The following is a 19,779-nucleotide window of genomic DNA, read 5'->3' on the forward strand; positions in this document are numbered from 1 at the left end:
GGAACAGGAAGTACCACATTCGCCAGTCGCCGTGGGGGTACTGGGTGAATTTTGAGGTCTTTGTGCCGCCGATCTCTCGCGCCCAATAGACGATATCTTCAATCCCCAGCAGAAATAACAGCGGCGTGGCTTTGATCAACACCATCCACAGGTTGCTGAGGCCAGGAAGGGCATAGACCCACATCTGTGGCACCAGAATGCGCCAGAAGGTCTGGCTGCGGCTCATCCCATAGGCCGCGGCGGTTTCCAACTGGGCGTGGGGCACGGCGCGCATACCGCCGAACAGGACATTGGCCGCAAAGGCTCCGAACACAATGGCGAAGGTGATAACGGCCAGAAAAAATCCGTAGGTTTGATGAACCCATTCCGGAGCGGTTCCAAGCGGCAATTTGGCGGCGGGGCAGACCAGAAAATCGTTGCCCTGTCGGATCGCATCGGTCCATTCGGGGCAAAGTATCTGATGGCGTGTCCATTCGAACGCTTGATCCAGCGCGATTACGAAAAACAGGAAGAAGGCGATGTCGGGTACGCCACGTACGACAGCTATGTATCCTTTACCCAGCCAGCTAAGCGGCAGTAGATGCGACCGCGCGGACATAGCGCCGACAAAGCCGAAACTCAGCGCCACGGGCGCGGTGACGGCCAAGAGAGCCAGAACCTTCACGAACGACATATAGAACGACAGGTGCACGCCGTTTGTGAGGTAGCAGGAAAACCAGCGGAACGTGCTGAGCGTTTCGGGATCAGCGCAATAGGAAAACATGAGGCGTCTTTCGATCGTCAAGCCCGGCCAGAAACCGGTGCCGGTTCGGCGCGCCAGGCGCGCCGAACCGTTTGCCGGACGTATTAGTTGGTGACGGTCGTGCCGTCAGTGCCGTAGACAGCGGCGTCTTCGCCGAACCACTTCTTGATCATGGTGTTCAGCGTGCCGTCTTCCTTCATCGAAGTAATCGCCGCGTCAAATTTGCCGCGCAACTCGCCGTCGGATTCACGAAGGCCCATGCCGACGCCTCCGCCCAGCGGAACATCGTCGCCGACGAACATCAGCTCACCGCCTGATTCCTCGACCAGTGGCACCAGATAGTCCTTGTCGGCAAAGACGGCATCGGCCTCGCCGTTGCGGACGGCGGCGATGGTTTCTTCGGGGGTTGCGAACTCGACCAGGGTGGCGCCGCTTTCAGCGACATAACCGGCTTGGATCGTCGCGGTCTGCGCCGCGATCACGCCCGTCAGATCAGCACCTTCGGAGGCAGCGGCAAAGGCCGACGCCGCCGGTGGGATGTAGTTTTGGGTAAAGTCGATAACCTCGTCACGCTCGTCGGTAATCGACATGCCGGCGATAATGGTATCGTAGTTGCCCGAAACAAGGTTCGGGATGATCGAATCCCAGTCGTTCTTGACCCATTCACAGTCCAACTCGGCGCGTTTGCAGAGCTCGTCGCCCAACTCGCGCTCAAATCCGTCAACCTCACCGGCGTCATTGATGAAGTTGTACGGAGGATAGGCACCCTCGGTGCCCATTCGCACTGTGTCGGCCATTGCCATGCCTGCACCCAGAGCTAGGGCTGCGGTGGTCAGAATCAGGTTCTTCATTGGTTACTCCCCAGTTTGTTACTGATTTGAATTTATGCCGCCTGAGTGGCGGAAAGGAAGCCCTGAAGTCGCTCCGATTCAGGGGCTGTAAAGATATCTTCGGGTGAGCCCTCTTCCTCGATAAGGCCCTGATGAAGAAAGACGACATGGCTGGAGATGTCTGCGGCCATCTTCATGTCGTGGGTTACGATGATCATGGTGCGGCCCTCGGCGGCCAGATCCTTGATGACCTTAATGACTTCCTGTTCCAGCTCGGGGTCCAGTGCCGAAGTGGGTTCATCGAACAAAAGCGCCTGCGGCTCCATGCACAACCCACGTGCTATGGCGGCGCGCTGCTGCTGGCCACCCGACAGCTGTGCCGGGTAATTGTCGCACTTGTCGCCGATGCCCACTTTGTCAAGATATTTCCGGGCACTGTCCTCGACCTCGTGCCGGTCGCGCCCCAGCACGGTCAGCGGGGCCTCCATCACGTTTTGCAGGATGGTCATATGTGCCCAAAGATTGAATTGCTGGAACACCATGGAAAGATTGGTGCGAATACGCAGCACCTGTTTGGGGTCGGCAGGGCGGCGAGTGTTGCCATTGCCGGTCCAGCGCACCGGTTCGCCGTTGAAGATGATCTCGCCCTCTTGGCTGTCTTCGAGCAGGTTGCAACAACGCAGAAGCGTGGATTTTCCCGATCCCGACGATCCGATCAGTGAAACGACGTCGCCGCGATGCGCGGTGATGTCGACCCCTTTCAGCACTTCGAGTTGTCCAAAGCTTTTGTGAAGGTTCCTGATTTCGATGACGGGGGCTGTGCTGGTCACTGTCTGTCCGGTTTTTGTGAGTGGTGTTGGTCCGGTACTAGGGCCGAAATTCCTGAGCATTGCAATGCGCAAAATTAGCAAATGGGGGGGTGATTGCCCGTTTTGATCATAAATAATGCTCGAAACGGTCAGGGTGACCTGGCGAAAACTTCTGGACCCGGAGGTGTTGGAATCGCCAGATATGCCTGGGCCGGAATGTTCACCATCTGCCGCAAATGCAGCAGTTGGCGGTCCGTGTCGGACAGATCGGAGATCGCTGAGCGCACGGCGCGAGCAATGGCTGAAGCGTCTTCTTGGGCGGATGTAATGTAGGGCAGCGTTGGGGTTGGCTCCGAGCGATCGACCTCGCGGAGCCTGTACCTGAGGTCGGTGTGCTGTTTCAGCAGTTCCCAGGTCAAGGCATCGAGTGATGCGAAATCTGCTTTTCCTTCGGCGACAGCTTGAGCCGAGCGGGCGTGACCTCCGCTTTCCAAGAGCATTCTGGGGGCCAGACCGAGTTCCGCCAAGTGGGTGACCGCTGCAGCCCAGCCGGATTGCGACAGTGCTTCGTTATAGGCAAAGGTTCCGGTGGTCAGCTGTTCCAGGCTACGGGGGTCATCCTTGCGGGCGACGAACACCGAACAGTAGTGACCAGGGGGGCAACCGGGCAGACCATAATCGGGTGTGCCAACGATCTGCACCCTTCCATGCAACCGGGTTCGATAGGGCATGCCGCAGGTCTGCGAAAATACCATCTCGGGGTCGAGCCAGATATCCCAGAAATCCCGGTCGCGTGTCAGCGTATCGGGGCCTCGGCCAAGGTGTTGGCGAATGAGCGACCAAAACCTGTCATTTGCGGGTTGCAGCGCGGGCAAGTCGTACATGCCCAGCATTGCGGTCATGAACGTTGTGCCTTTTGCCGCGCCAATGCCGAATCAACATCACTAACGCCAAGCAGGCTGGTGACCAGCCGTAACAGCGAGTCTTCTTCGCCGGTGCGCGTTCCGTCTGCCAGAACCACCGACCACATCGCTTCGACCACCGCCTTGCGGTCGTCATAGGGCACGGCTTCCTTGATGGCGCGGGTAAAGCGCACGGTGTCGGGGGCTTGTGCCTCCAGATCCTCTCCCTGGGCGCGCAGGGCAGCGGCCTCGAACGGGGACAGGCCATAGCGACGCGCGGTGATGCGGTCGATCCGGGCCATTTCGGTATCTGCATAGTCGTGGTCGGACCGTGCGATGCGCACCAGCAGGGCCGTCAGCGCCAGACGGGCGTCTTCGGCACCCAGCGGGTCGGGTTGTGGTTGTGTCAGTCGGGAAAGAAAATTGCCAAACATGAGTCGGTTATAGGGTGGGTTTACTGCGGGTCCAAGCGGCTTTGAACGCGCGCGCGCGCCGCCTTGCTGTCATTGAAGCTGAGCCCCATCGCCGCGCGGGCTTCTTCGACGATCTTGATCTCACCTTCCTGGGTCTCGCCATCTGCGAGCACGACTTCCCAAAGCGCGTCCAGGGCGGCCATACGCTCTTGCAGATCGGTGGTTTCACGGATCAGCTTGCCGAATGTGTCTGTATCCGGCGCGGCGGCATGCAGCTTCTCGCAGGTCGCGCGCACCTTTGCGGCCTCGATCGCGTTGTGCTGGTACAGGCGCGCAAGAATTTTATCAATCAGCCGGATTTCTTCGACCTGATAGTCGCGGTCCGCTTGTGCCACGCGCACCAGCAAAGCCCCCAGCGCCAGTTCGGCGTCGGGATCGGGCAGCGCCGAGTGTTGGGGGGGGCGAAACGCCTGAAACAACTTCTTCAGCATGGGGGCAGACTATTCCGGTTTGAGAAGGTCGCCAAGCAGGAACTAGACATCATATCCCTTGATGATCACCAGATCGCCGGTCGACACCGGGTCACGCAAAGCCTTGGCATCCTGGTAGCCGACGCTGTCATAGCAGGCCAAAGCATCTTCGTAGGTCGGAAATTCGATAACCACGGTCCTGGCGCGCGCCTGACCTTCGCGCACTTGCCGCTCACCGCCGCGCACCAGAAAACGGGCGCCATATTCGGCAAACGGTGCGGCGTTTGCGGCGATATAGGTCTTGTATGTCTCCATGTCGTCCACATCCACATGGGCGACCCAATATCCCTTGGTCATGGGATTTCCTCCTGCGGTTCACGAGGCAAAGTGCGAAGGAAACCGCAGATTTGCAATACCCTAACGCGGATCAACCCTATGGCCGCAGTGCCGCGCTCGCATTCTCTTGCAGCCAGGCAATCATCTGTCGATAGGGCACCGGACCATAGCTGACACGTGCAACACCTAGTTTCGCCAGTGTCGGCGTATCTGGCGTGCCGGGCAGGGCGATGATGTTGACGGGCAGGTCGATGGTATCACAAAGTCGGGCAATCAGTGCTTCATCCTTCAGGCCGGGGGCAAAGAACCCGCTGGCCCCGGCATCAGCATAGGCTTTGGCGCGTGCAACGGCATCATCCAGCATTGCATTATCATGGTTGTCCGGATGAGCCTTCAGAAAGATATCCGTGCGCGCATTAATGAAGGCAGGAATGCCGGACGCCTCACAGCCTTGGCGCATTGCGGCAACCCGACCCACTTGCGTTTCAATGTCGTACAGGTTTTTTGTTCCGATGATCTGATCTTCGAAATTGAAGCCGATCACGCCGGATTGCAACGCTGCACGAACATTGGTCGTGATCGTTGCCGGATCTTCCGCATATCCGCCTTCGAAATCCAGCGTGACCGGCAGATCGACGGCGTTGACAATGCGGCGGGCATTATCCAGCGCGTCATCCATCGGCACGTTCTGACCGTCGGAAAAACCTTGCGCCATGGCAACCGGAGCACTGCCCGTTGCAATTGCCTTGGCCCCGGCGTCGCGTACTGCAGCAGCGCTGCCCGCGTCCCAGATGTTGTAGAGAATCACCGGGTCGCCCTTGCGATGCAAGGCCGCAAACTGTTCTGCGCGGGTAATCTGAGAGTTCATGACCGATCTCCTGTCTCGTGTCCACAGACAGTGAACCTTGAGACGGGGTATGTCGAACAGGAAAGTCCGACCCGCCCCACACTTTGCGGTGATTTATACCAGCCGTGATGTTTCCTTGGCGGCGCGGACAAAATCCTTGAACAGGGGATGCGGGTCGAAAGGTTTGGATTTCAGTTCGGGATGATACTGAACACCGATGAACCACGGATGATCCGACCATTCGACGATCTCCGGCAGGCGCCCGTCGGGGCTCATTCCCGAGAAATTCAGGCCCGATTTTTCCAACTTTTCCCGATACTTGATGTCCACCTCATAGCGGTGGCGATGGCGTTCCTCGATATTGCGCGCACCATAGACTTCGGCCACCTTGGAGCCTTCTGCCAGAACCGCGTCATAAGCGCCCAGTCGCATTGTACCGCCCTTGTCGTCGCCGACCTTGCGCTCGACCCGGTGATTGCCCTGAACCCACTCCTTGAGGTGATAGACGACGGGTTCGAAACGCTTTTTCCCGGCTTCGTGGTCGAACTCCTCGGACCCGGCCTCGGCAATGCCGGCGACGTTTCGAGCGGCTTCGATCACCGCCATTTGCATGCCCAGGCAGATACCCAGATAAGGTACTTTGTGCTCGCGTGCATATTGTGCGGCTTTGATCTTGCCCTCGGTCCCGCGTTCGCCAAAGCCACCAGGGACGAGGATCGCGTGGAAACCTTCGAGATGGGGTGCTGGGTCTTCGGTGTCGAAAATCTCGGCATCGACCCATTCGATCTTCACCTTAACCCGGTTGGCCATGCCGCCATGGGTCAGCGCCTCGGCAATCGACTTATAGGCGTCTTCGAGCTGAGTGTATTTGCCGACGATGGCGACCTTCACTTCGCCTTCGGCGTTGTGGATGCGGTCGCTGACGTCTTCCCATTTGGCCAGATCGGGTTTCGGGGCCGGGCTGATCTGGAAAGCATCCAGAACCGCCTGATCCAGACCTTCCTTGTGATAGGCCAGCGGTGCGTCATAGATGGTGGACAGGTCCTGCGCCGCAATAACGCTGTCCGGGCGGACGTTGCAGAACAGGGCCAGTTTCTCACGTTCTTTCTGTGGAATCGGCCCTTCCGAGCGGCAGACCAGAATGTCGGGAGCCAGACCGATTGACCGCAGTTCCTTGACCGAGTGCTGGGTCGGCTTGGTTTTCAACTCACCCGACGCTTTAATATAGGGTAGCAGTGTGAGGTGCATAAAGATGCATTGACCGCGCGGTTTGTCCTGGCTGAACTGGCGGATAGCTTCGAAAAATGGCAACCCTTCGATGTCGCCTACGGTGCCGCCGATCTCGCAGAGCATGAAATCGACCTCATCTTCGCCGATGGCGATGAAATCCTTGATCTCGTTGGTGACGTGCGGGATCACTTGAATGGTCTTGCCCAGATAGTCTCCGCGGCGTTCCTTCTCCAGCACGTTGGAATAGATGCGGCCAGAGCTCACTGAATCCGTCTTGCGTGCCGCCACACCAGTGAAACGTTCATAGTGGCCAAGATCCAGATCGGTCTCGGCCCCGTCATCGGTGACGAAAACCTCGCCATGTTCAAATGGCGACATGGTTCCGGGATCGACGTTCAGGTAAGGATCCAGCTTGCGCAAACGCACCGAGTATCCCCGTGCCTGAAGCAAAGCGCCAAGTGCCGCCGACGCCAGGCCCTTGCCGAGCGAAGACACAACACCGCCAGTAATGAAAATAAATCGTGCCATGTTTTTCGGCTGCTCCCGTGTGACGTATTATCAACTGCCCGGCGGTCAAAAAAAACCGCAGCACCACGGGACTTCACATATAAGAGATTCGCGCGCAAAGCGCAAGAGAACCGCAAGATGCTGTGCCGTTCTCTATCGGATTTCTAGGTTTTGTGGATCAGTCGGCTTGCGGGATCAGCGGCGCGTTGTCGCCCTGTGCCGGCGGCAACAGGTCTTCGCCTGCCGGAAGCTCCGGTGTGCTGGGCTGCGATTCTTCCTGCGTAGGAACACCCAGCCGGTCGATGACAGAACTGCCCGAAGATTTCTTGGCCGCGATGATCGTCAGCGTGATCGACGTGACGATAAAGCAGATCGCCAGAATCCATGTCAGCTTGCCCAAGGCAGTTGCCGCCGCGCGGCCCGACATGACTCCGCCACCGCCGCCGCCCATGCCAAGCCCGCCACCTTCGGACCGCTGCATCAGAACGACGGCGATCAGGCCCAAAGCCAAAAGAAGGTGAATGATGAGGACAACGTTTTCCATGGTCTTCCTGTGCGGCGTGGCGTGTATCGCGTGGTATCTATGCAAGTTTGCCCGGAGGGGCAAGGGAGGAGTTTCCATCACGTCCGGTGACGTCGGATATCACACCAAAAGGACTGGACAGAGGCCCTTGCCTCGCGCAGGCTCGGATTATGCCGCATGACGACCACGACCACCCACATGCTCTTTTGCCGCCTGAGCCCGCACTGCGAGTCAAGGCATTGGAAACGATTCTGACCCGCAAGGGGCTGATCGACCCGGCAGCACTCGATGAGATCATAGATACCTATCAGAATCGCATCGGGCCGAAGAACGGCGCGCATGTGGTGGCAAAGGCCTGGAGCGATCCCGTATTCAAGGCTGCGCTGCTTAAGGATGCAACACCGGTCGTTGCCGACCTGGGCTATTTCGGTCGACAGGGCGAGCACATGGTGGTGGTCGAAAATACGCCCACCCGGCACAACATGGTCGTTTGCACCCTGTGCAGTTGCTATCCTTGGCCGCTGCTTGGCATCCCACCGGGATGGTACAAATCCGATGCCTATCGGGCTCGCGCGGTGCGTGAGCCGCGCAAGGTGCTGGCAGATTTCGGTGTAACCCTGCCGCCGGAAACCACCGTCAGGGTTTGGGATTCGACGGCGGAGGTACGCTATCTCGTGCTGCCGATGCGGCCCAAGGGGACTGACGGGATGGGCGAAGAGGAACTCGCCGCGCTGGTCACTCGTGACAGTATGATCGGTACCGGCCTGGCCAAGGTGCCGTCATGACCCGCGTACATGACATGGGCGGGAGGTTCGGCGACGGCCCAGTAAGACCGGAGGCTGAGGACGCCCCTGTTTTCGCCGAGGATTGGCACGCTCGCGCCTTGGCTGTGACCTTGGCTGCCGGGGCGCTGGGTCAGTGGAACATAGACGTTTCACGCCACGCGCGCGAGAGGTTGTCGCCCAAGGATTACACGCGATTTTCCTACTATGAGAAATGGATCTCTGCGCTGGCCGATCTGCTGGTCGAATCCGGGGTGCTGACCGAGGGCGATCTGCGCGGCGAAGAAAGAGACGCGCCCCACCCGCTGGCAGCCAAGGCATTGAAAGCGCAAGCTGTGGCTGGTGTTCTGGCCAAGGGCGGCCCCGCCGACCGCCCGACCGGGCCTTTGCCAAGGTTCTCGGCAGGTCAGGCGGTACGGGTGCGCATGCCGACCGATAATGCGCTGGTTGCCAGCGGGCACACCCGGTTGCCCAAATACGTGGCCGGGGCGCATGGTTATATCCGAAACGTTCACGGCAATCACGTTCTACCCGACAGCAACGCGCACGGGTTGGGCGAGGCGCCCGAGCCGCTTTATGCCGTGCGCTTTTTTTCCCGCGAGTTGTGGGCGCATCCGGAACACCCCGACGATGAAGTGGTTCTGGACCTGTGGCAAAGCTATCTGGTGCCAGGATGAACGACTGCCCCTCGCATACCACGCCCGAGCCGGTTTTTGAGGCACCCTGGCACGCGCAGGTCTTTGCGTTGACTGTCGTCATGAACGAGGCCGGACGATTCGCCTGGGCCGAGTGGGTAGAGCGCTTTGCGGCTACCCTGAAAAGGCGAGGGTTGACGCAGGAGCTTGACGGCGGTGAAGACTATTTTCGCGCCTGGCTTGAAACGCTTGAGATGTTTTTGGCCGACAGCGGCGTCGCGCAGTTCAGCGAGGTCGCCCGGATGCACACCGCCTGGGAGCAGGCGTACCTGACGACGCCCCACGGCGAACCTGTGCATTTGCCTGTAGAGTGACAAGAGGGGCGTTGCCCCCCGTCGCAGCAAGCCGCGACTCCTCCGGAGTATTTTTGAAAAGGTGAAGAGGTGGCCTGTCCGGTGCGTCGAATTTGCGGTTTCCCTGATCCACACGCCCCGGTATATGAGCCGGGTTTGGTAGTTCAGCGCAAAAGGACCGGATATGGCCAACGTGGTGGTTGTCGGCGCCCAATGGGGTGACGAGGGTAAAGGCAAAATCGTTGACTGGCTCAGCGAGCGGGCGGACTTGATTGCGCGTTTTCAGGGCGGGCACAATGCTGGTCATACCCTGGTCATTGACGGCAAAGTCTATAAATTGAACGCTTTGCCCTCGGGCGTCGTGCGCGGTGGCAAGCTGAGCGTGATCGGCAATGGCGTGGTGCTGGACCCTTGGCATCTGGTCAAGGAAATCGAGTCGATCCGGGCGCAGGGCGTCGACATCAGCCCCGAGACTCTGATGATCGCCGAAAACACGCCGCTTATCCTGCCAATTCATGGCGAACTGGACCGGGCGCGGGAAGAAGCGGCCTCCAAAGGGACCAAGATTGGCACCACCGGGCGAGGCATCGGGCCTGCCTATGAAGACAAGGTGGGGCGCCGTTCCGTTCGGGTCGCTGATCTGGCTGATGATGCCACGCTTGAAGCGCGGGTCGACCGGGCATTGCAACATCACGACCCACTGCGCAAGGGGTTGGGAATAGAACCGGTGAACAGAGACGCGCTGGTCGCGCAGCTCAAAGAGATCGCGCCACAAATACTGCAGTACGCCGGTCCGGTGTGGAAGATCATGAACGAACAACGCAAGGCTGGAAAGCGCATCCTGTTCGAAGGTGCGCAAGGTGCGCTGCTTGACATCGATTTCGGCACCTATCCGTTCGTGACTTCGTCGAACGTGATCGCCGGGCAGGCCGCCACGGGTGTGGGCATCGGGCCGGGATCGATCGATTTTGTTCTGGGTATTGTAAAGGCTTATACCACCCGCGTGGGCGAGGGGCCATTCCCGACCGAGCTGGATGACGAGGACGGCAACCGTCTGGGCACCCGGGGGCATGAGTTTGGCACCGTCACCGGGCGAAAGCGTCGCTGTGGCTGGTTCGACGCGGTGCTGGTGCGCCAGACCTGCGCCACCAGCGGCGTCAACGGTATTTCGCTAACGAAGCTGGACGTGCTGGACGGGTTTGAGACGCTGAAGATCTGCGTGGGTTACGAACTGGATGGTGCGCGGCTGGATTATCTGCCGACGGCGGCGGATCAACAGGCGCGCTGTAAGCCGATCTACGAGGAAATGCCGGGCTGGAGCGAATCCACCGAGGGCGCACGCAGCTGGAACGACCTGCCTGCCAATGCCATCAAATACGTCAAACGGGTGGAAGAGCTGATCGAATGCCCTGTGGCGCTGCTTTCAACCAGCCCGGAGCGGGAGGATACCATTCTGGTCACCGACCCGTTTGCCGACTGATGGGTGGGGCCAAGAAGCCGGGCCTCAGCTACAAGGCCCGTCGCCGCTGGTCTTTGATCATCCTGCTGTTGGGCTTGCCGCTTTATATTGTGGCTGTGGTGACAGTGCTGAATTTGTTGGATCGTCCGCCAATCTGGCTGGAACTGTTGGTTTATGTCGGTCTGGGCGTTTTGTGGGCGCTGCCCTTCAAATATGTCTTTCGTGGCGTTGGCCAAGCCGACCCGGACAAGGACAAGCGCTGACAATCGGCCTTTGCCGAACAAACAAAAAAAGGCCGATCAGATGATCGGCCTTTTTGCATTCCTGTTGTTTCAATAGTCAGCCTGCAGCACGCTCATCGCCGGGGCGGAAACCAATCTGGCTGGAGGCAGAGAACCGTCCTCCGCCCGCCTTTTCGATCTTGCCGTCTCGTAACAGCTGACCAAACGAACGCAGGCTGTCTTCGCGATCAAAGGTCGGCAGGTCAAGGGCGCGGACCTTGTTCATCAATTGCGGGCGCGAGAACTGCTCTTGCCCCTCAACAAATGACAGATAGGCCGCAGCCGCTTCAAGCAGTTCGGGCATGGATTGGGCGCCTTGTGCTTCTGCAAAGGCCTTGAATCCTTCACTTTCTTCCCTCTCGAAAGCTTGGGAGGCTATGCTCGATGCGACGTCTTCTGGGGCAAGGTCAATCCGCTGTTCCGCGACCAGTCGCAGCACGCCTGACTCAGCGGACTCCAAATTGGCGGACTCCTGCCCGCCGGAGAGGCTCATTTTTTGCTCTGCGGTAGCCAGCAGCCGTGACAGCTCTTCATCCTTGTCGTCGACATATTCTACCGCGAGTTCGGCGCTTTCTTCGGATAACTCGATGATTCCGTCGAAATCGTCCTCCACCGATTGCGCGACCGGAGCTTCACTGGGCGTATTTGTGGTTTCTTCATCGATCGTCGGCGCCACATCGTCAAAACCCAAATCGAGTCCGACCTGTGGTTTTGAGAACAGAAAGCCGTCGATCGGATCGTTCGTCTCTTTCACACCCAGAATTTTGTACCCGGCACTGTTTTCCTGTGCCTCTTTGTGGGCGTCTTCTTCGATCTTTGCCCTGGCGAAGGCTGCGGATATCGCATCGACCGTATTCAAAGCCTCGAGTGGCTTGAATTCGGTGTTTTCGTCCTCGGCGAGATGCCCAGTTTCGGCATCGTGGCGTGAGACCACGGCGCGGATGCGCTGGAGCTTGGCTACGATGCTGTCGGCAACGGGGATGCTCTCTGGCTCATCGGCCGTGGATACGGCATCAGGCTCGGAATGCGTCGCCCGCAGTTCGGGTGCGGGCAAATCTGCGTCATCCGCCACTTCTTCGGTATGATCGAACGATACCGGTGCCTCTGTTTTGGCGGTCTCGTCATCGAATTCTTCCGGTTCAACCGTCAACTCGTTCAGAGTGTCTGCCTCTTCTGACAGGATGACTTCACTAACTTGGTCAACCTGCGGCACGGAAACGTCACTTGAAGCGGTTTCGGTTTCCTCTTCAAAAGCAACAGTTGCATCCTGAAGGTCGGTCATTTGCTCATCGACCTCGTCCTCGAAGGATACACTCTCATCGACTTCATCCGACCAGGGTTCGATGGCGTCTTGCGCATCCGCCGTCTCCTCAACGTCGTCGGAAAGGGCAGTTTTCTCTTCGGTCACCTCTTCCGGAGACGCCTCCAGCGGGGTCCCTTGGAATTGACCCCAAACCGGCATGTCCTGCGGTTGCTCGTCGGGTCCCTCGACATCAACATGCTCGGGAACATCTTCCAGCGGCGCGGCGCTATGCACGTCTTCGAAATCGGAATTGTCGGTTGCTTCTCCGACAGGTGCCAATTCTTCGCTTTGCACCTCGTCAATTGTGTTTTCGTCGGACGCTACATCCTGCCGGTCGACGATCCGGTCGTTGCCGAAGGGTGCCTCGTCTTCGCGCGAGGATGTCTCTGCAGACGGCGCAGGTGCGGCCACGCCCGACGCGCGGAGCAGGATGCCGCCGGAATCCTGATGGGCCTCAATATGACGGGCCTTATCGCGTCGCGCGATTTGTGTCAGCATCTCTGGGTCGGGTTGCGGAGGTTCGGACCCGAAATAGCGGTCATCCGCCGCAAGATCCCGAAAGTACTCTGCGATTGCTTTCATGGTCTCAAAGGAATCTTCAAATCCTTCAAGGGTGCATGAGAATGTCCCGTAAGATACGGTTAACACTTTGTTGCTCTGTACCATGCGACGCTCGTCCTCTACATACCAGTTGTCTAGCTTATGTTGCGCCCAGAGCCATTTTCGGCGCAAAACTGTGTAACTCAAGGTATCATTTTGTGGCCGGAATGTGTCGAAAAATCAAAAATAAATCCAGTGGTCACAAAAATGCCGCATTTATCCAAAGTTGCGCGCCGGTTGGTCTTGTAGGAGGGGGCGAAATCGGGGCAAAGGATTTTGCTCTGATGGCTCAAAACGTGGTGCTGGTGGCGGCTGCGGACGGTGGCGCACAAGCGGTAATTGCGAATGACCGGATGCCTGACGCGGTCATAGGCGATTTTGATTCGCTGACACAGTCCGAACTTGGCCGCTTTCCTGCCGATAGATTGTTTCCGGTTCGGGAGCAGGAGAGCACGGATTTTGACAAGGCGCTACGCAACATCGATGCACCTCTGGTTTTAGGAATCGGCTTCCTCGGCGGTAGGGTCGATCACCAGCTTGCGGTTTTCAATACGTTGATTCGAAATGCAGAAAAGCGTTGCATTCTGATCGGCAAACATGAGGTCATCTTTCACGCGCCACCATCGATCCGACTAAAAATCGAACCGGGCAGTATCGTGTCATTGTTTCCTTTACGACAGGTAATGGGGCGCAGCCGGGGTTTGGAATGGCCTATCGGAGGGCTGGTTTTCGAACCGGATGGTAAGATCGGAACCTCCAACAGAGCGTTGTCCGATTTGGTGTTGGAGTTCGACGGCCCGGGCATGCTGATCATGGTGCCGCGTGATTCGCTGGATCAGGTCATGCAGGCGTTTCAGTCGGAGCTGACCGGGCGCTGGCCCGCTCGCGCAGAATGACATAAAGACCTGCGCCGATGGTGATGCAGATTCCGACCGCTGCCAGCCCGTTTGGCAGATCGTGGAAGATGAGCCATCCGATCACCGTCGCAACAGGAATTTCCAGATACTGCATCGGGGCAAGAGTTGCGGATGGGGCATAGCGCAATGACCACGTCATCAGCAGATGCGCCAAAGTTCCCAAAAGCCCGATGGTGATTAGAAGCCATGCGGTTGCAACTGTCGGAGGAAGGGTAAAGGACAATTGTGGCAGTTCAGCAATCGTGCCCGCGATCAATACCGGAGCGACCGCAACTGTCGCCAGCACGCCGGACACTGCTTGTAGTGAAACCGGGTCGGTTTCCTTTGCGATTTGCCGGGTAACAAGCATGAAGAGCGCAAATACCACAGCAACGACAAGCGGCAGAAGGGCGGGCAGGCCAACTGCGGCAAAGCTGGGTTGAACGACGAGAAGTGTGCCGACAAAGCCGACGAAGCAGGCCGCGATCCGGCGCAGGCCAACCTCCTCGTTCAGAACCAATTTTCCCAAGATCAACATGATGAACGGCATTACAAAGGCAATCGCCACAGTCTCTGCCAGAGGCATGAATTGCAGTGCCGTGAACATGGCGGCAATTCCGATGATGTGCAGGCCCGTGCGCATCACGATCAGGCGAAAGACGCGCGCTCGCATGCGCCACGGGCGCCGGGTGGCTACGATTAGTGGTATTAAAACCGCCGCCTGAATCGCAAAGCGGACCAGCAAAAGTTGGCCTATGGGCATCGTCTCTCCCAGCAGTTTGGCAATTGCGTCGCCCATCGGCGCAAGAACGCAGAAACCAAGCATCAGGAGAATGCCAAGAACGGGGCGATCCTGAGTCATGCCGTGCACGCTAGGTCAGGTTTCGGGATTTCAAAAGGGCCAAAAGCCGCCCAATCGGTTTTGGCCCCGGCGGCAGTTCAGCAGTTCGGCACGTTGACCGCCAGACCACCCAGCGAGGTCTCCTTGTATTTCTCGTGCATGTCGTGGCCGGTCTGGCGCATGGTTTCGATCGCTGAATCAAGCGGCACAAAGTGCTTGCCATCCCCGCGAAGCGCCAGCGAGGCGGCGGAAACTGCCTTGATCGCAGCTAACCCGTTGCGCTCGATACAAGGCACCTGCACCAATCCCTTGACCGGATCGCAGGTCATGCCAAGGTGATGTTCGAGGGCGATCTCGGCAGCATTTTCAACCTGCTCAGGCGTACCGCCCATCACGGCGCACAGGCCTGCAGCGGCCATTGCAGAGGCGCTGCCGACCTCGGCCTGGCACCCGGCTTCGGCACCTGAGATCGAGGCGTTGTACTTGATCAGCCCGCCGATGGCGGCGGCCGTCAGCAGGAAATCCTCGATATGGGATTCGGAGGCGCCGGGAACGTGATCGAGGTAATAGCGCAGAACGGCGGGCATGGTGCCGGCCGCCCCATTGGTGGGGGCGGTGACGACCTGACCGCCAGCGGCGTTTTCCTCGTTCACCGCCATGGCATAGACGCTCATCCAGTCGTTGATCGTGTGCGGCGCGTTCAGGTTCATACCGCGTTCGGCAATCAGGGCGTCATGGATACCCTTGGCGCGCCGCCGCACGTTCAGGCCGCCCGGCAGGATGCCATCGGTGGCCAACCCGCGCTCTATACAGTTGTTCATCACTTCCCAAAGTCGGGCTGTACCCTTGGCGAAGGAAATCGCACAACCGCGCGCAATTTCGTTGTCGCGCTTCATCTGGGCAATGGTTTTGCCCGACGAGGCAGCCATTTCCAACATTTCAGCTGCGGATTTGAACGGAAATGGCACCGGTGGGCCGTCATTGGTGTCTTTGCCTTGAGCCAGCTCTTCCTCAGTCAGGACAAAGCCGCCGCCGACCGAATAGTAGATCTGCTTCAGGATCACGTCCCCCTGAGCATCGGTCGCCATCAAGATCATGGCGTTGGCGTGGCCCGGCAGGTTGTGGTCATAGTCAAAGACCAGATCGTGCTTGGGGTCGAATTTGAGGGTCGGCAGGCCTTCGGGCGTCACCGAATGGGTTTCGTTGATGGTGGACAGCGCGGCTTCGGCCTTGTCGTTGTCATAAGTATCGGGCACGAACCCGGCCAGACCCAGAATGGTGGCACGGTCAGTGGCGTGGCCGACGCCGGTAAAGGCCAACGAGCCGTGCAAAGAGGCCTTGAGACCCGCAAACTCGAACGGTGAGGCGCGCATCAGGTCCAGAAAGCGCGCGGCGGCGACCATCGGACCCATCGTGTGAGAGGAGGACGGGCCAATGCCCACTTTAAACATGTCGAAGACAGAAAGAAACATCAGGTTGCAGAGCCTTCTGGAGGGGTGGCGTGAACAGGAGAGGTAAAAGGCGTGGCGCCCAATCCCTCGGCCGCGACGGCGGCGCGGGTGGCGGGGCGGATTTCAAGCCCCTGCAGGATACGTTGCAGATGCGGAGTATCAGCAAGGTTGAACCAGCTCTTGTCGCTGCCCTGCGGATACAGTTCCATCCAGCGTAGCAGACAGGCAAGATAATAAGTCAGAACAGAAGGTGTGTCGGGATGCAGCCAGCCAGGTTTGGATCGGGCTTCTGCGTCCAGAATGGCAAGGTGGCGGCGCAGGCGCGGGCGGATGCCCGCGCGCAGGGTCTCAGATGCCGCAGTATCGATATAGGCGTCGGGGTAGAACAGCATGCGCAGGTCGGCATGCAGCGTATTCGACGTAAAGAACAGCCATTTCAGGAACGATGCGCGGTCATCGGCGCCCATCGCCGGGGCAAGCTGGTCGTGCGTTTCCGCAAGCCATAGTAGAATGGCGGCGGTTTCGAACATCGGCCCTTGCGGCGTTTCCAGCACCGGAATCAACCCATTGGGATTCATCGCGCGATAGGCGGCGCTGTCCTGTTCGCGCTGTGCGCGATCTACAAGAACGGTCTCGTAGGGCTGGCCCATCTCTTCCAATACCAGGCGAATGATCAGCGAGGCATTGTCGGGGGCATAGTGCAGGCGATAAGGCATCTTCATCGACGGCAACTTACAGGCGCACGAGGCCGGAGAAACAGCTGATTCCGACGTTTCCCATCGGAAACGCGCATTTCGGCGACATCTTTTGTCAATCGGACCGGGCCGACTTGTGTGCGACACAGACAAAATGCGTGATCGCAAAGAAGAACCGCCCCTGTTCGGCAAGGTTTTCCTGTTCCCGGGCCCAGGCAAGGGCACGGTTTTCCGGCATCGCTCCGGTCTGGGTCGCATAGGCCGTCATCAGTCGAATCATCATGTTCGCCAACCCATCAGGTCTCAGGTCGGTGTCGCAGATCGTGTGGGGTCGTATGACATCGACGGCAAAACCGCATTCCCTCAATTGTGGCGGCAGATGAGCGGGCACATCCAGCCGTGCCAGATGCCCGTCCCAGATGCGGGTCATACGGCCCATCCGTTCAGGATCGTCGCTATGCCAGGCAAGCGTGTCCCAATGCATGTCTCCGATCACCAAACGCCCACCCGGTCGCAACACGCGGTGAAGCTCTCGCAGGGCAGGACGCATATCGGTGAGGTATTCGAAGACCTGAACCGAGACCGCCTTGTCGAACTGCCCATCGCCAAACGGCAGCGCTTCGGCGGCGCCTTCGATGAGGTCCACATTGTCCAGTCCGGCGCAACGGTCGCGCGCGGAACTCAACATATCCTGGCTCTGATCCAGGCCGGTAACGTTTCCGTTTGGCCCAACCGCCCGGGAAAGTTCCATCGTCATCAAGCCGTTGCCGCAACCGAGATCGAGGATGCGGTCATCGGGTTTCGGTGACACGGCGTCAAAGCTCTCACGCCGCCTGCGAGAAACATCAGCCCCAAGATAGGCGTCATCCAGAATTCGGGCCGTGGCCTCGTCAAATTGCAACATGCGCGTTCCCCCAGGGTTCAACCTAGCAAAAATTAGGGCTCCGAGCGAGCAAAGCAGGACAAGCCCCCTCGCACCGCCGCAACTCTTTGCCTATAAGGGCGCAAATTACGCTTTTGGAGTTGCTGCCATGACCAGTGAATTGCCGCCCATCGACAAGGCCAAACTCGTCGCTGCAAGGCGCGCCGCCGAGATGGTCGAGGATGGAATGCGCGTTGGGTTGGGAACCGGATCAACCGCCGCCTGGCTGGTGCGTTGCCTGGGCGAAATGGTGCGCGAGGAAGGTTTGCGGATCAAGGGCGTGCCGACCTCGACCCGGACGGCGCAGCTGGCCCGCGAAGTGGGGATCGAGGTGGTTTCGCTGGATCAGGCCGGTTGGCTGGATCTGACCATCGACGGGGCAGATGAATTCGATGGCGACCTGAATCTGATCAAGGGCGGCGGCGGCGCGCTGCTGCAGGAAAAGATCGTGGCCACGGCCAGCGACCAGATGGTGGTGATCGCCGATGCTGGCAAAGAGGTCGAGGCGCTGGGCGCGTTTCCCCTGCCGGTCGAGGTCATCCCGTTTGGATGGCAGACAACCCGCTCGCTGATCGAGGAAACCTTGGTGGCGATGGATGTTCTGGGTCGATCGACCTCGCTGCGAATGACTGGCCAGGCGCCGTTCATCACGGACGAGGGCAACCACATTCTGGACCTGCATCTGCAGCGTATCGGAAATGCACGACAATTGGCGCTGGTTCTGAACCAAATCCCGGGCGTGGTTGAAAACGGGCTTTTCATTGATATCTGTGACAGGGTCGTGATCGGCTATGGCGATGGCCGGGTCGATGTGCGTGACATCAATGAAGGCACGATTGAGCGGGATCGGATGGACTTTGCAGAGACTGAAAACCTGTTTTCCGATCTTGCGGATTAGGGGCGATATCCATGAGTTTTGACTATGACCTGTTCGTCATTGGCGGCGGCTCGGGCGGGGTGCGTGCGGCACGCGTGGCGGCGGGCGAGACCGGGGCCAGAGTGGCACTGGCCGAGGAAGACCGTTACGGCGGCACCTGCGTGATCCGGGGCTGTGTACCCAAGAAACTGATGGTCTTTGCCAGCGAATACTCCGCCATGGTTGAAGATGCGCAATCCTATGGCTGGAACATTCAGGCCGGTGCCTTTGACTGGAACGCCTTTCACAACAAGCTGGTGGCCGAACTGGATCGGCTGGAAGGCGTCTATCGCAACATTCTGAAGAACAACGGCGTCGAAAGCTTCGATCAGCGTGCCCGCCTGATCGACCCGCACACGGTCGAACTGGCCGACGGCACCCGCAAGACTGCCAAGCATATCCTGATCGCCACGGGCGGTCGCCCGGTGGTGCCCGAATTTCCGGGCTCGGATCTGGCAATCACATCAAACGAGATTTTCCATCTGGAAAAACTGCCGGAAAGCATCCTGATCGTTGGTGGTGGTTATATCGCCTGCGAGTTTGCCGGGATCATGAACGGGATGGGGGTCAAGACAACGCAATTCTATCGCGGTGCACAGATTTTGCGCGGGTTCGACGACGAAGCGCGCGGGCTGATCTGCGAAGAAATGTGTCAGAACGGTGTTGACGTTCACTTGGGCACCAATGTGATCGAGATGGCGAAGGATGGCGATGGGATCCGGGTCAAAGCCACCAATGGCACCGAACAGACCTTCGATGTGGTGATGTACGCTACGGGCCGCGCGCCCAATGCCGATGATCTGGGACTCGAAGCGTTGGGTGTCGAACGCGGCCGCAAGGGCGAGATCGTGGTCGACGAATATAGTCAGACGGCGGTTCCTTCGATCTATGCCATCGGGGACGTGACTGACCGGGTCAACCTGACTCCGGTGGCGATCCGCGAGGGCATGGCCTTTGTCGAAACCGTGTTCAAGGGTAATCCCACGCCGGTCGATCATGAACTGATTCCGACCGCGATCTTCACCCAGCCCGAGAT

23 protein-coding genes are annotated in these 19,779 nt (G+C 58.9%); 8 read left to right on the plus strand and 15 right to left on the minus strand.

The features are described 5' to 3' along the window. From AC2FLX_RS19785 to secG, 10 genes are all read right to left on the minus strand, one after another. The coding region (locus AC2FLX_RS19785) for an ABC transporter permease (RefSeq protein WP_496875507.1) at nucleotides 1-763 on the minus strand (763 nt) is incomplete at its 3' end. Nucleotides 764-846: 83 nt separating this feature from the next. Next, a complete protein-coding gene (locus AC2FLX_RS19790) occupies nucleotides 847-1,593 on the minus strand; it encodes a transporter substrate-binding domain-containing protein (RefSeq protein ID WP_480748170.1) in 747 nt (248 codons plus the stop codon). A gap of 32 nt (nucleotides 1,594-1,625) precedes the next feature. Beyond that, a complete protein-coding gene (locus tag AC2FLX_RS19795) occupies nucleotides 1,626-2,402 on the minus strand; it encodes an ABC transporter ATP-binding protein (RefSeq protein ID WP_480748171.1) in 777 nt (258 codons plus the stop codon). A 128-nt stretch (nucleotides 2,403-2,530) separates the two neighbouring features. Further along, nucleotides 2,531-3,283: a phosphate/phosphite/phosphonate ABC transporter substrate-binding protein gene (locus AC2FLX_RS19800; RefSeq protein ID WP_496809761.1), complete on the minus strand. Its 753-nt coding sequence runs from the start codon at nucleotides 3,281-3,283 to the stop codon at nucleotides 2,531-2,533. Continuing rightward, nucleotides 3,280-3,717 (minus strand): tellurite resistance TerB family protein, encoded by a 438-nt coding sequence (locus AC2FLX_RS19805; RefSeq protein WP_480748173.1) that lies wholly within the window; start codon nucleotides 3,715-3,717, stop codon nucleotides 3,280-3,282. The genes AC2FLX_RS19800 and AC2FLX_RS19805 overlap by 4 nt, the downstream gene beginning before the upstream one ends. Before the next feature lie 20 nt (nucleotides 3,718-3,737). After that, nucleotides 3,738-4,187: a tellurite resistance TerB family protein gene (locus AC2FLX_RS19810; protein WP_480748174.1), complete on the minus strand. Its 450-nt coding sequence runs from the start codon at nucleotides 4,185-4,187 to the stop codon at nucleotides 3,738-3,740. Nucleotides 4,188-4,229: 42 nt separating this feature from the next. Continuing rightward, entirely contained in the window at nucleotides 4,230-4,523 is a 294-nt protein-coding gene (locus tag AC2FLX_RS19815) for a DUF1330 domain-containing protein (RefSeq protein ID WP_480748175.1), read from the minus strand. Between the two features lie 76 nt (nucleotides 4,524-4,599). Beyond that, nucleotides 4,600-5,370 carry an isocitrate lyase/PEP mutase family protein gene (locus tag AC2FLX_RS19820; protein WP_480748176.1) on the minus strand — a complete coding sequence of 257 codons (771 nt, stop codon included), beginning with the start codon at nucleotides 5,368-5,370 and terminating at the stop codon, nucleotides 4,600-4,602. A gap of 93 nt (nucleotides 5,371-5,463) precedes the next feature. Further along, nucleotides 5,464-7,107, minus strand: coding sequence for a CTP synthase (pyrG, locus tag AC2FLX_RS19825; protein ID WP_480748177.1), 1,644 nt, complete (start codon nucleotides 7,105-7,107; stop codon nucleotides 5,464-5,466). 157 nt (nucleotides 7,108-7,264) lie between these two features. Beyond that, nucleotides 7,265-7,630 carry a preprotein translocase subunit SecG gene (secG, locus tag AC2FLX_RS19830; protein WP_480748178.1) on the minus strand — a complete coding sequence of 122 codons (366 nt, stop codon included), beginning with the start codon at nucleotides 7,628-7,630 and terminating at the stop codon, nucleotides 7,265-7,267. A gap of 149 nt (nucleotides 7,631-7,779) precedes the next feature. Between secG and nthA the strand changes: the two genes are divergently transcribed. The 5 genes from nthA (at nucleotide 7,780) to AC2FLX_RS19855 (ending at nucleotide 11,101) form a co-directional block, all read left to right on the plus strand. Then, nucleotides 7,780-8,394 (plus strand): nitrile hydratase subunit alpha, encoded by a 615-nt coding sequence (gene nthA, locus AC2FLX_RS19835; protein ID WP_496806949.1) that lies wholly within the window; start codon nucleotides 7,780-7,782, stop codon nucleotides 8,392-8,394. Then, nucleotides 8,391-9,068 carry a nitrile hydratase subunit beta gene (nthB, locus tag AC2FLX_RS19840; RefSeq protein ID WP_480748180.1) on the plus strand — a complete coding sequence of 226 codons (678 nt, stop codon included), beginning with the start codon at nucleotides 8,391-8,393 and terminating at the stop codon, nucleotides 9,066-9,068. Before nthA ends, nthB begins: the two co-directional genes overlap by 4 nt. Next, nucleotides 9,065-9,400: a nitrile hydratase accessory protein gene (locus AC2FLX_RS19845; protein WP_496809760.1), complete on the plus strand. Its 336-nt coding sequence runs from the start codon at nucleotides 9,065-9,067 to the stop codon at nucleotides 9,398-9,400. Before nthB ends, AC2FLX_RS19845 begins: the two co-directional genes overlap by 4 nt. A 163-nt stretch (nucleotides 9,401-9,563) precedes the next feature. Further along, nucleotides 9,564-10,859 carry an adenylosuccinate synthase gene (locus tag AC2FLX_RS19850; protein ID WP_496809759.1) on the plus strand — a complete coding sequence of 432 codons (1,296 nt, stop codon included), beginning with the start codon at nucleotides 9,564-9,566 and terminating at the stop codon, nucleotides 10,857-10,859. Then, nucleotides 10,859-11,101 (plus strand): DUF2842 domain-containing protein, encoded by a 243-nt coding sequence (locus AC2FLX_RS19855; RefSeq protein ID WP_480748183.1) that lies wholly within the window; start codon nucleotides 10,859-10,861, stop codon nucleotides 11,099-11,101. Before AC2FLX_RS19850 ends, AC2FLX_RS19855 begins: the two co-directional genes overlap by 1 nt. Nucleotides 11,102-11,177: 76 nt before the next feature. On the opposite strand, the gene AC2FLX_RS19860 is transcribed toward AC2FLX_RS19855, so the two are convergent. Beyond that, nucleotides 11,178-13,088, minus strand: coding sequence for a hypothetical protein (locus tag AC2FLX_RS19860; RefSeq protein WP_496809758.1), 1,911 nt, complete (start codon nucleotides 13,086-13,088; stop codon nucleotides 11,178-11,180). Between AC2FLX_RS19860 and AC2FLX_RS19865 the strand changes: the two genes are divergently transcribed. Continuing rightward, nucleotides 13,046-13,918: a thiamine diphosphokinase gene (locus AC2FLX_RS19865; RefSeq protein WP_480748185.1), complete on the plus strand. Its 873-nt coding sequence runs from the start codon at nucleotides 13,046-13,048 to the stop codon at nucleotides 13,916-13,918. The genes AC2FLX_RS19860 and AC2FLX_RS19865 overlap by 43 nt on opposite strands. Here AC2FLX_RS19865 and AC2FLX_RS19870 read toward each other — a convergent pair. The 4 genes from AC2FLX_RS19870 to AC2FLX_RS19885 form a co-directional block, all read right to left on the minus strand. Then, the gene (locus AC2FLX_RS19870) at nucleotides 13,863-14,780 is read right to left on the minus strand and encodes a DMT family transporter (protein WP_496809757.1); all 918 of its coding nucleotides are present in this window, start codon (nucleotides 14,778-14,780) and stop codon (nucleotides 13,863-13,865) included. The two genes, AC2FLX_RS19865 and AC2FLX_RS19870, sit on opposite strands and share 56 nt — an antisense overlap. Nucleotides 14,781-14,857: 77 nt before the next feature. Continuing rightward, complete coding sequence (locus tag AC2FLX_RS19875; protein ID WP_480748187.1) at nucleotides 14,858-16,231, minus strand: L-serine ammonia-lyase; 1,374 nt, start codon at nucleotides 16,229-16,231, stop codon at nucleotides 14,858-14,860. After that, entirely contained in the window at nucleotides 16,231-16,932 is a 702-nt protein-coding gene (locus AC2FLX_RS19880; protein ID WP_496809756.1) for a glutathione S-transferase family protein, read from the minus strand. The genes AC2FLX_RS19875 and AC2FLX_RS19880 overlap by 1 nt, the downstream gene beginning before the upstream one ends. 88 nt (nucleotides 16,933-17,020) lie before the next feature. After that, entirely contained in the window at nucleotides 17,021-17,809 is a 789-nt protein-coding gene (locus AC2FLX_RS19885; protein WP_480748189.1) for a methyltransferase domain-containing protein, read from the minus strand. Nucleotides 17,810-17,936: 127 nt separating this feature from the next. On the opposite strand from AC2FLX_RS19885, the gene rpiA reads away from it, so the two are divergent. Together rpiA and AC2FLX_RS19895 are read left to right on the plus strand one after the other, a co-directional pair. Continuing rightward, nucleotides 17,937-18,725, plus strand: a complete 789-nt coding sequence (gene rpiA / locus AC2FLX_RS19890; protein WP_496744738.1) for a ribose-5-phosphate isomerase RpiA — start codon at nucleotides 17,937-17,939, stop codon at nucleotides 18,723-18,725. A gap of 11 nt (nucleotides 18,726-18,736) precedes the next feature. Then, a partial coding sequence (locus AC2FLX_RS19895) for an FAD-dependent oxidoreductase (RefSeq protein ID WP_496875508.1) occupies nucleotides 18,737-19,779 on the plus strand: 1,043 nt, incomplete at its 3' end.

Source organism: Ruegeria sp. YKSF57, from assembly GCF_059612585.1.

What these genes read in the sequence shown, in the direction of transcription:
- AC2FLX_RS19790 (WP_480748170.1), bottom strand. Translation starts at nt 1,593, where the DNA reads ATGAAGAACCTGATTCTGACCACCGCAGCCCTAGCTCTGGGTGCAGGC.
- AC2FLX_RS19800 (WP_496809761.1), bottom strand. Translation starts at nt 3,283, where the DNA reads ATGACCGCAATGCTGGGCATGTACGACTTGCCCGCGCTGCAACCCGCA.
- AC2FLX_RS19805 (WP_480748173.1), bottom strand. Translation starts at nt 3,717, where the DNA reads ATGTTTGGCAATTTTCTTTCCCGACTGACACAACCACAACCCGACCCG.
- AC2FLX_RS19810 (WP_480748174.1), bottom strand. Translation starts at nt 4,187, where the DNA reads ATGCTGAAGAAGTTGTTTCAGGCGTTTCGCCCCCCCCAACACTCGGCG.
- AC2FLX_RS19815 (WP_480748175.1), bottom strand. Translation starts at nt 4,523, where the DNA reads ATGACCAAGGGATATTGGGTCGCCCATGTGGATGTGGACGACATGGAG.
- AC2FLX_RS19820 (WP_480748176.1), bottom strand. Translation starts at nt 5,370, where the DNA reads ATGAACTCTCAGATTACCCGCGCAGAACAGTTTGCGGCCTTGCATCGC.
- pyrG (WP_480748177.1), bottom strand. Translation starts at nt 7,107, where the DNA reads ATGGCACGATTTATTTTCATTACTGGCGGTGTTGTGTCTTCGCTCGGC.
- secG (WP_480748178.1), bottom strand. Translation starts at nt 7,630, where the DNA reads ATGGAAAACGTTGTCCTCATCATTCACCTTCTTTTGGCTTTGGGCCTG.
- nthA (WP_496806949.1), top strand. Translation starts at nt 7,780, where the DNA reads ATGCCGCATGACGACCACGACCACCCACATGCTCTTTTGCCGCCTGAG.
- nthB (WP_480748180.1), top strand. Translation starts at nt 8,391, where the DNA reads ATGACCCGCGTACATGACATGGGCGGGAGGTTCGGCGACGGCCCAGTA.
- AC2FLX_RS19845 (WP_496809760.1), top strand. Translation starts at nt 9,065, where the DNA reads ATGAACGACTGCCCCTCGCATACCACGCCCGAGCCGGTTTTTGAGGCA.
- AC2FLX_RS19850 (WP_496809759.1), top strand. Translation starts at nt 9,564, where the DNA reads ATGGCCAACGTGGTGGTTGTCGGCGCCCAATGGGGTGACGAGGGTAAA.
- AC2FLX_RS19855 (WP_480748183.1), top strand. Translation starts at nt 10,859, where the DNA reads ATGGGTGGGGCCAAGAAGCCGGGCCTCAGCTACAAGGCCCGTCGCCGC.
- AC2FLX_RS19865 (WP_480748185.1), top strand. Translation starts at nt 13,046, where the DNA reads ATGTCCCGTAAGATACGGTTAACACTTTGTTGCTCTGTACCATGCGAC.
- AC2FLX_RS19860 (WP_496809758.1), bottom strand. Translation starts at nt 13,088, where the DNA reads ATGGTACAGAGCAACAAAGTGTTAACCGTATCTTACGGGACATTCTCA.
- AC2FLX_RS19870 (WP_496809757.1), bottom strand. Translation starts at nt 14,780, where the DNA reads ATGACTCAGGATCGCCCCGTTCTTGGCATTCTCCTGATGCTTGGTTTC.
- AC2FLX_RS19875 (WP_480748187.1), bottom strand. Translation starts at nt 16,231, where the DNA reads ATGTTTCTTTCTGTCTTCGACATGTTTAAAGTGGGCATTGGCCCGTCC.
- AC2FLX_RS19880 (WP_496809756.1), bottom strand. Translation starts at nt 16,932, where the DNA reads ATGAAGATGCCTTATCGCCTGCACTATGCCCCCGACAATGCCTCGCTG.
- AC2FLX_RS19885 (WP_480748189.1), bottom strand. Translation starts at nt 17,809, where the DNA reads ATGTTGCAATTTGACGAGGCCACGGCCCGAATTCTGGATGACGCCTAT.
- rpiA (WP_496744738.1), top strand. Translation starts at nt 17,937, where the DNA reads ATGACCAGTGAATTGCCGCCCATCGACAAGGCCAAACTCGTCGCTGCA.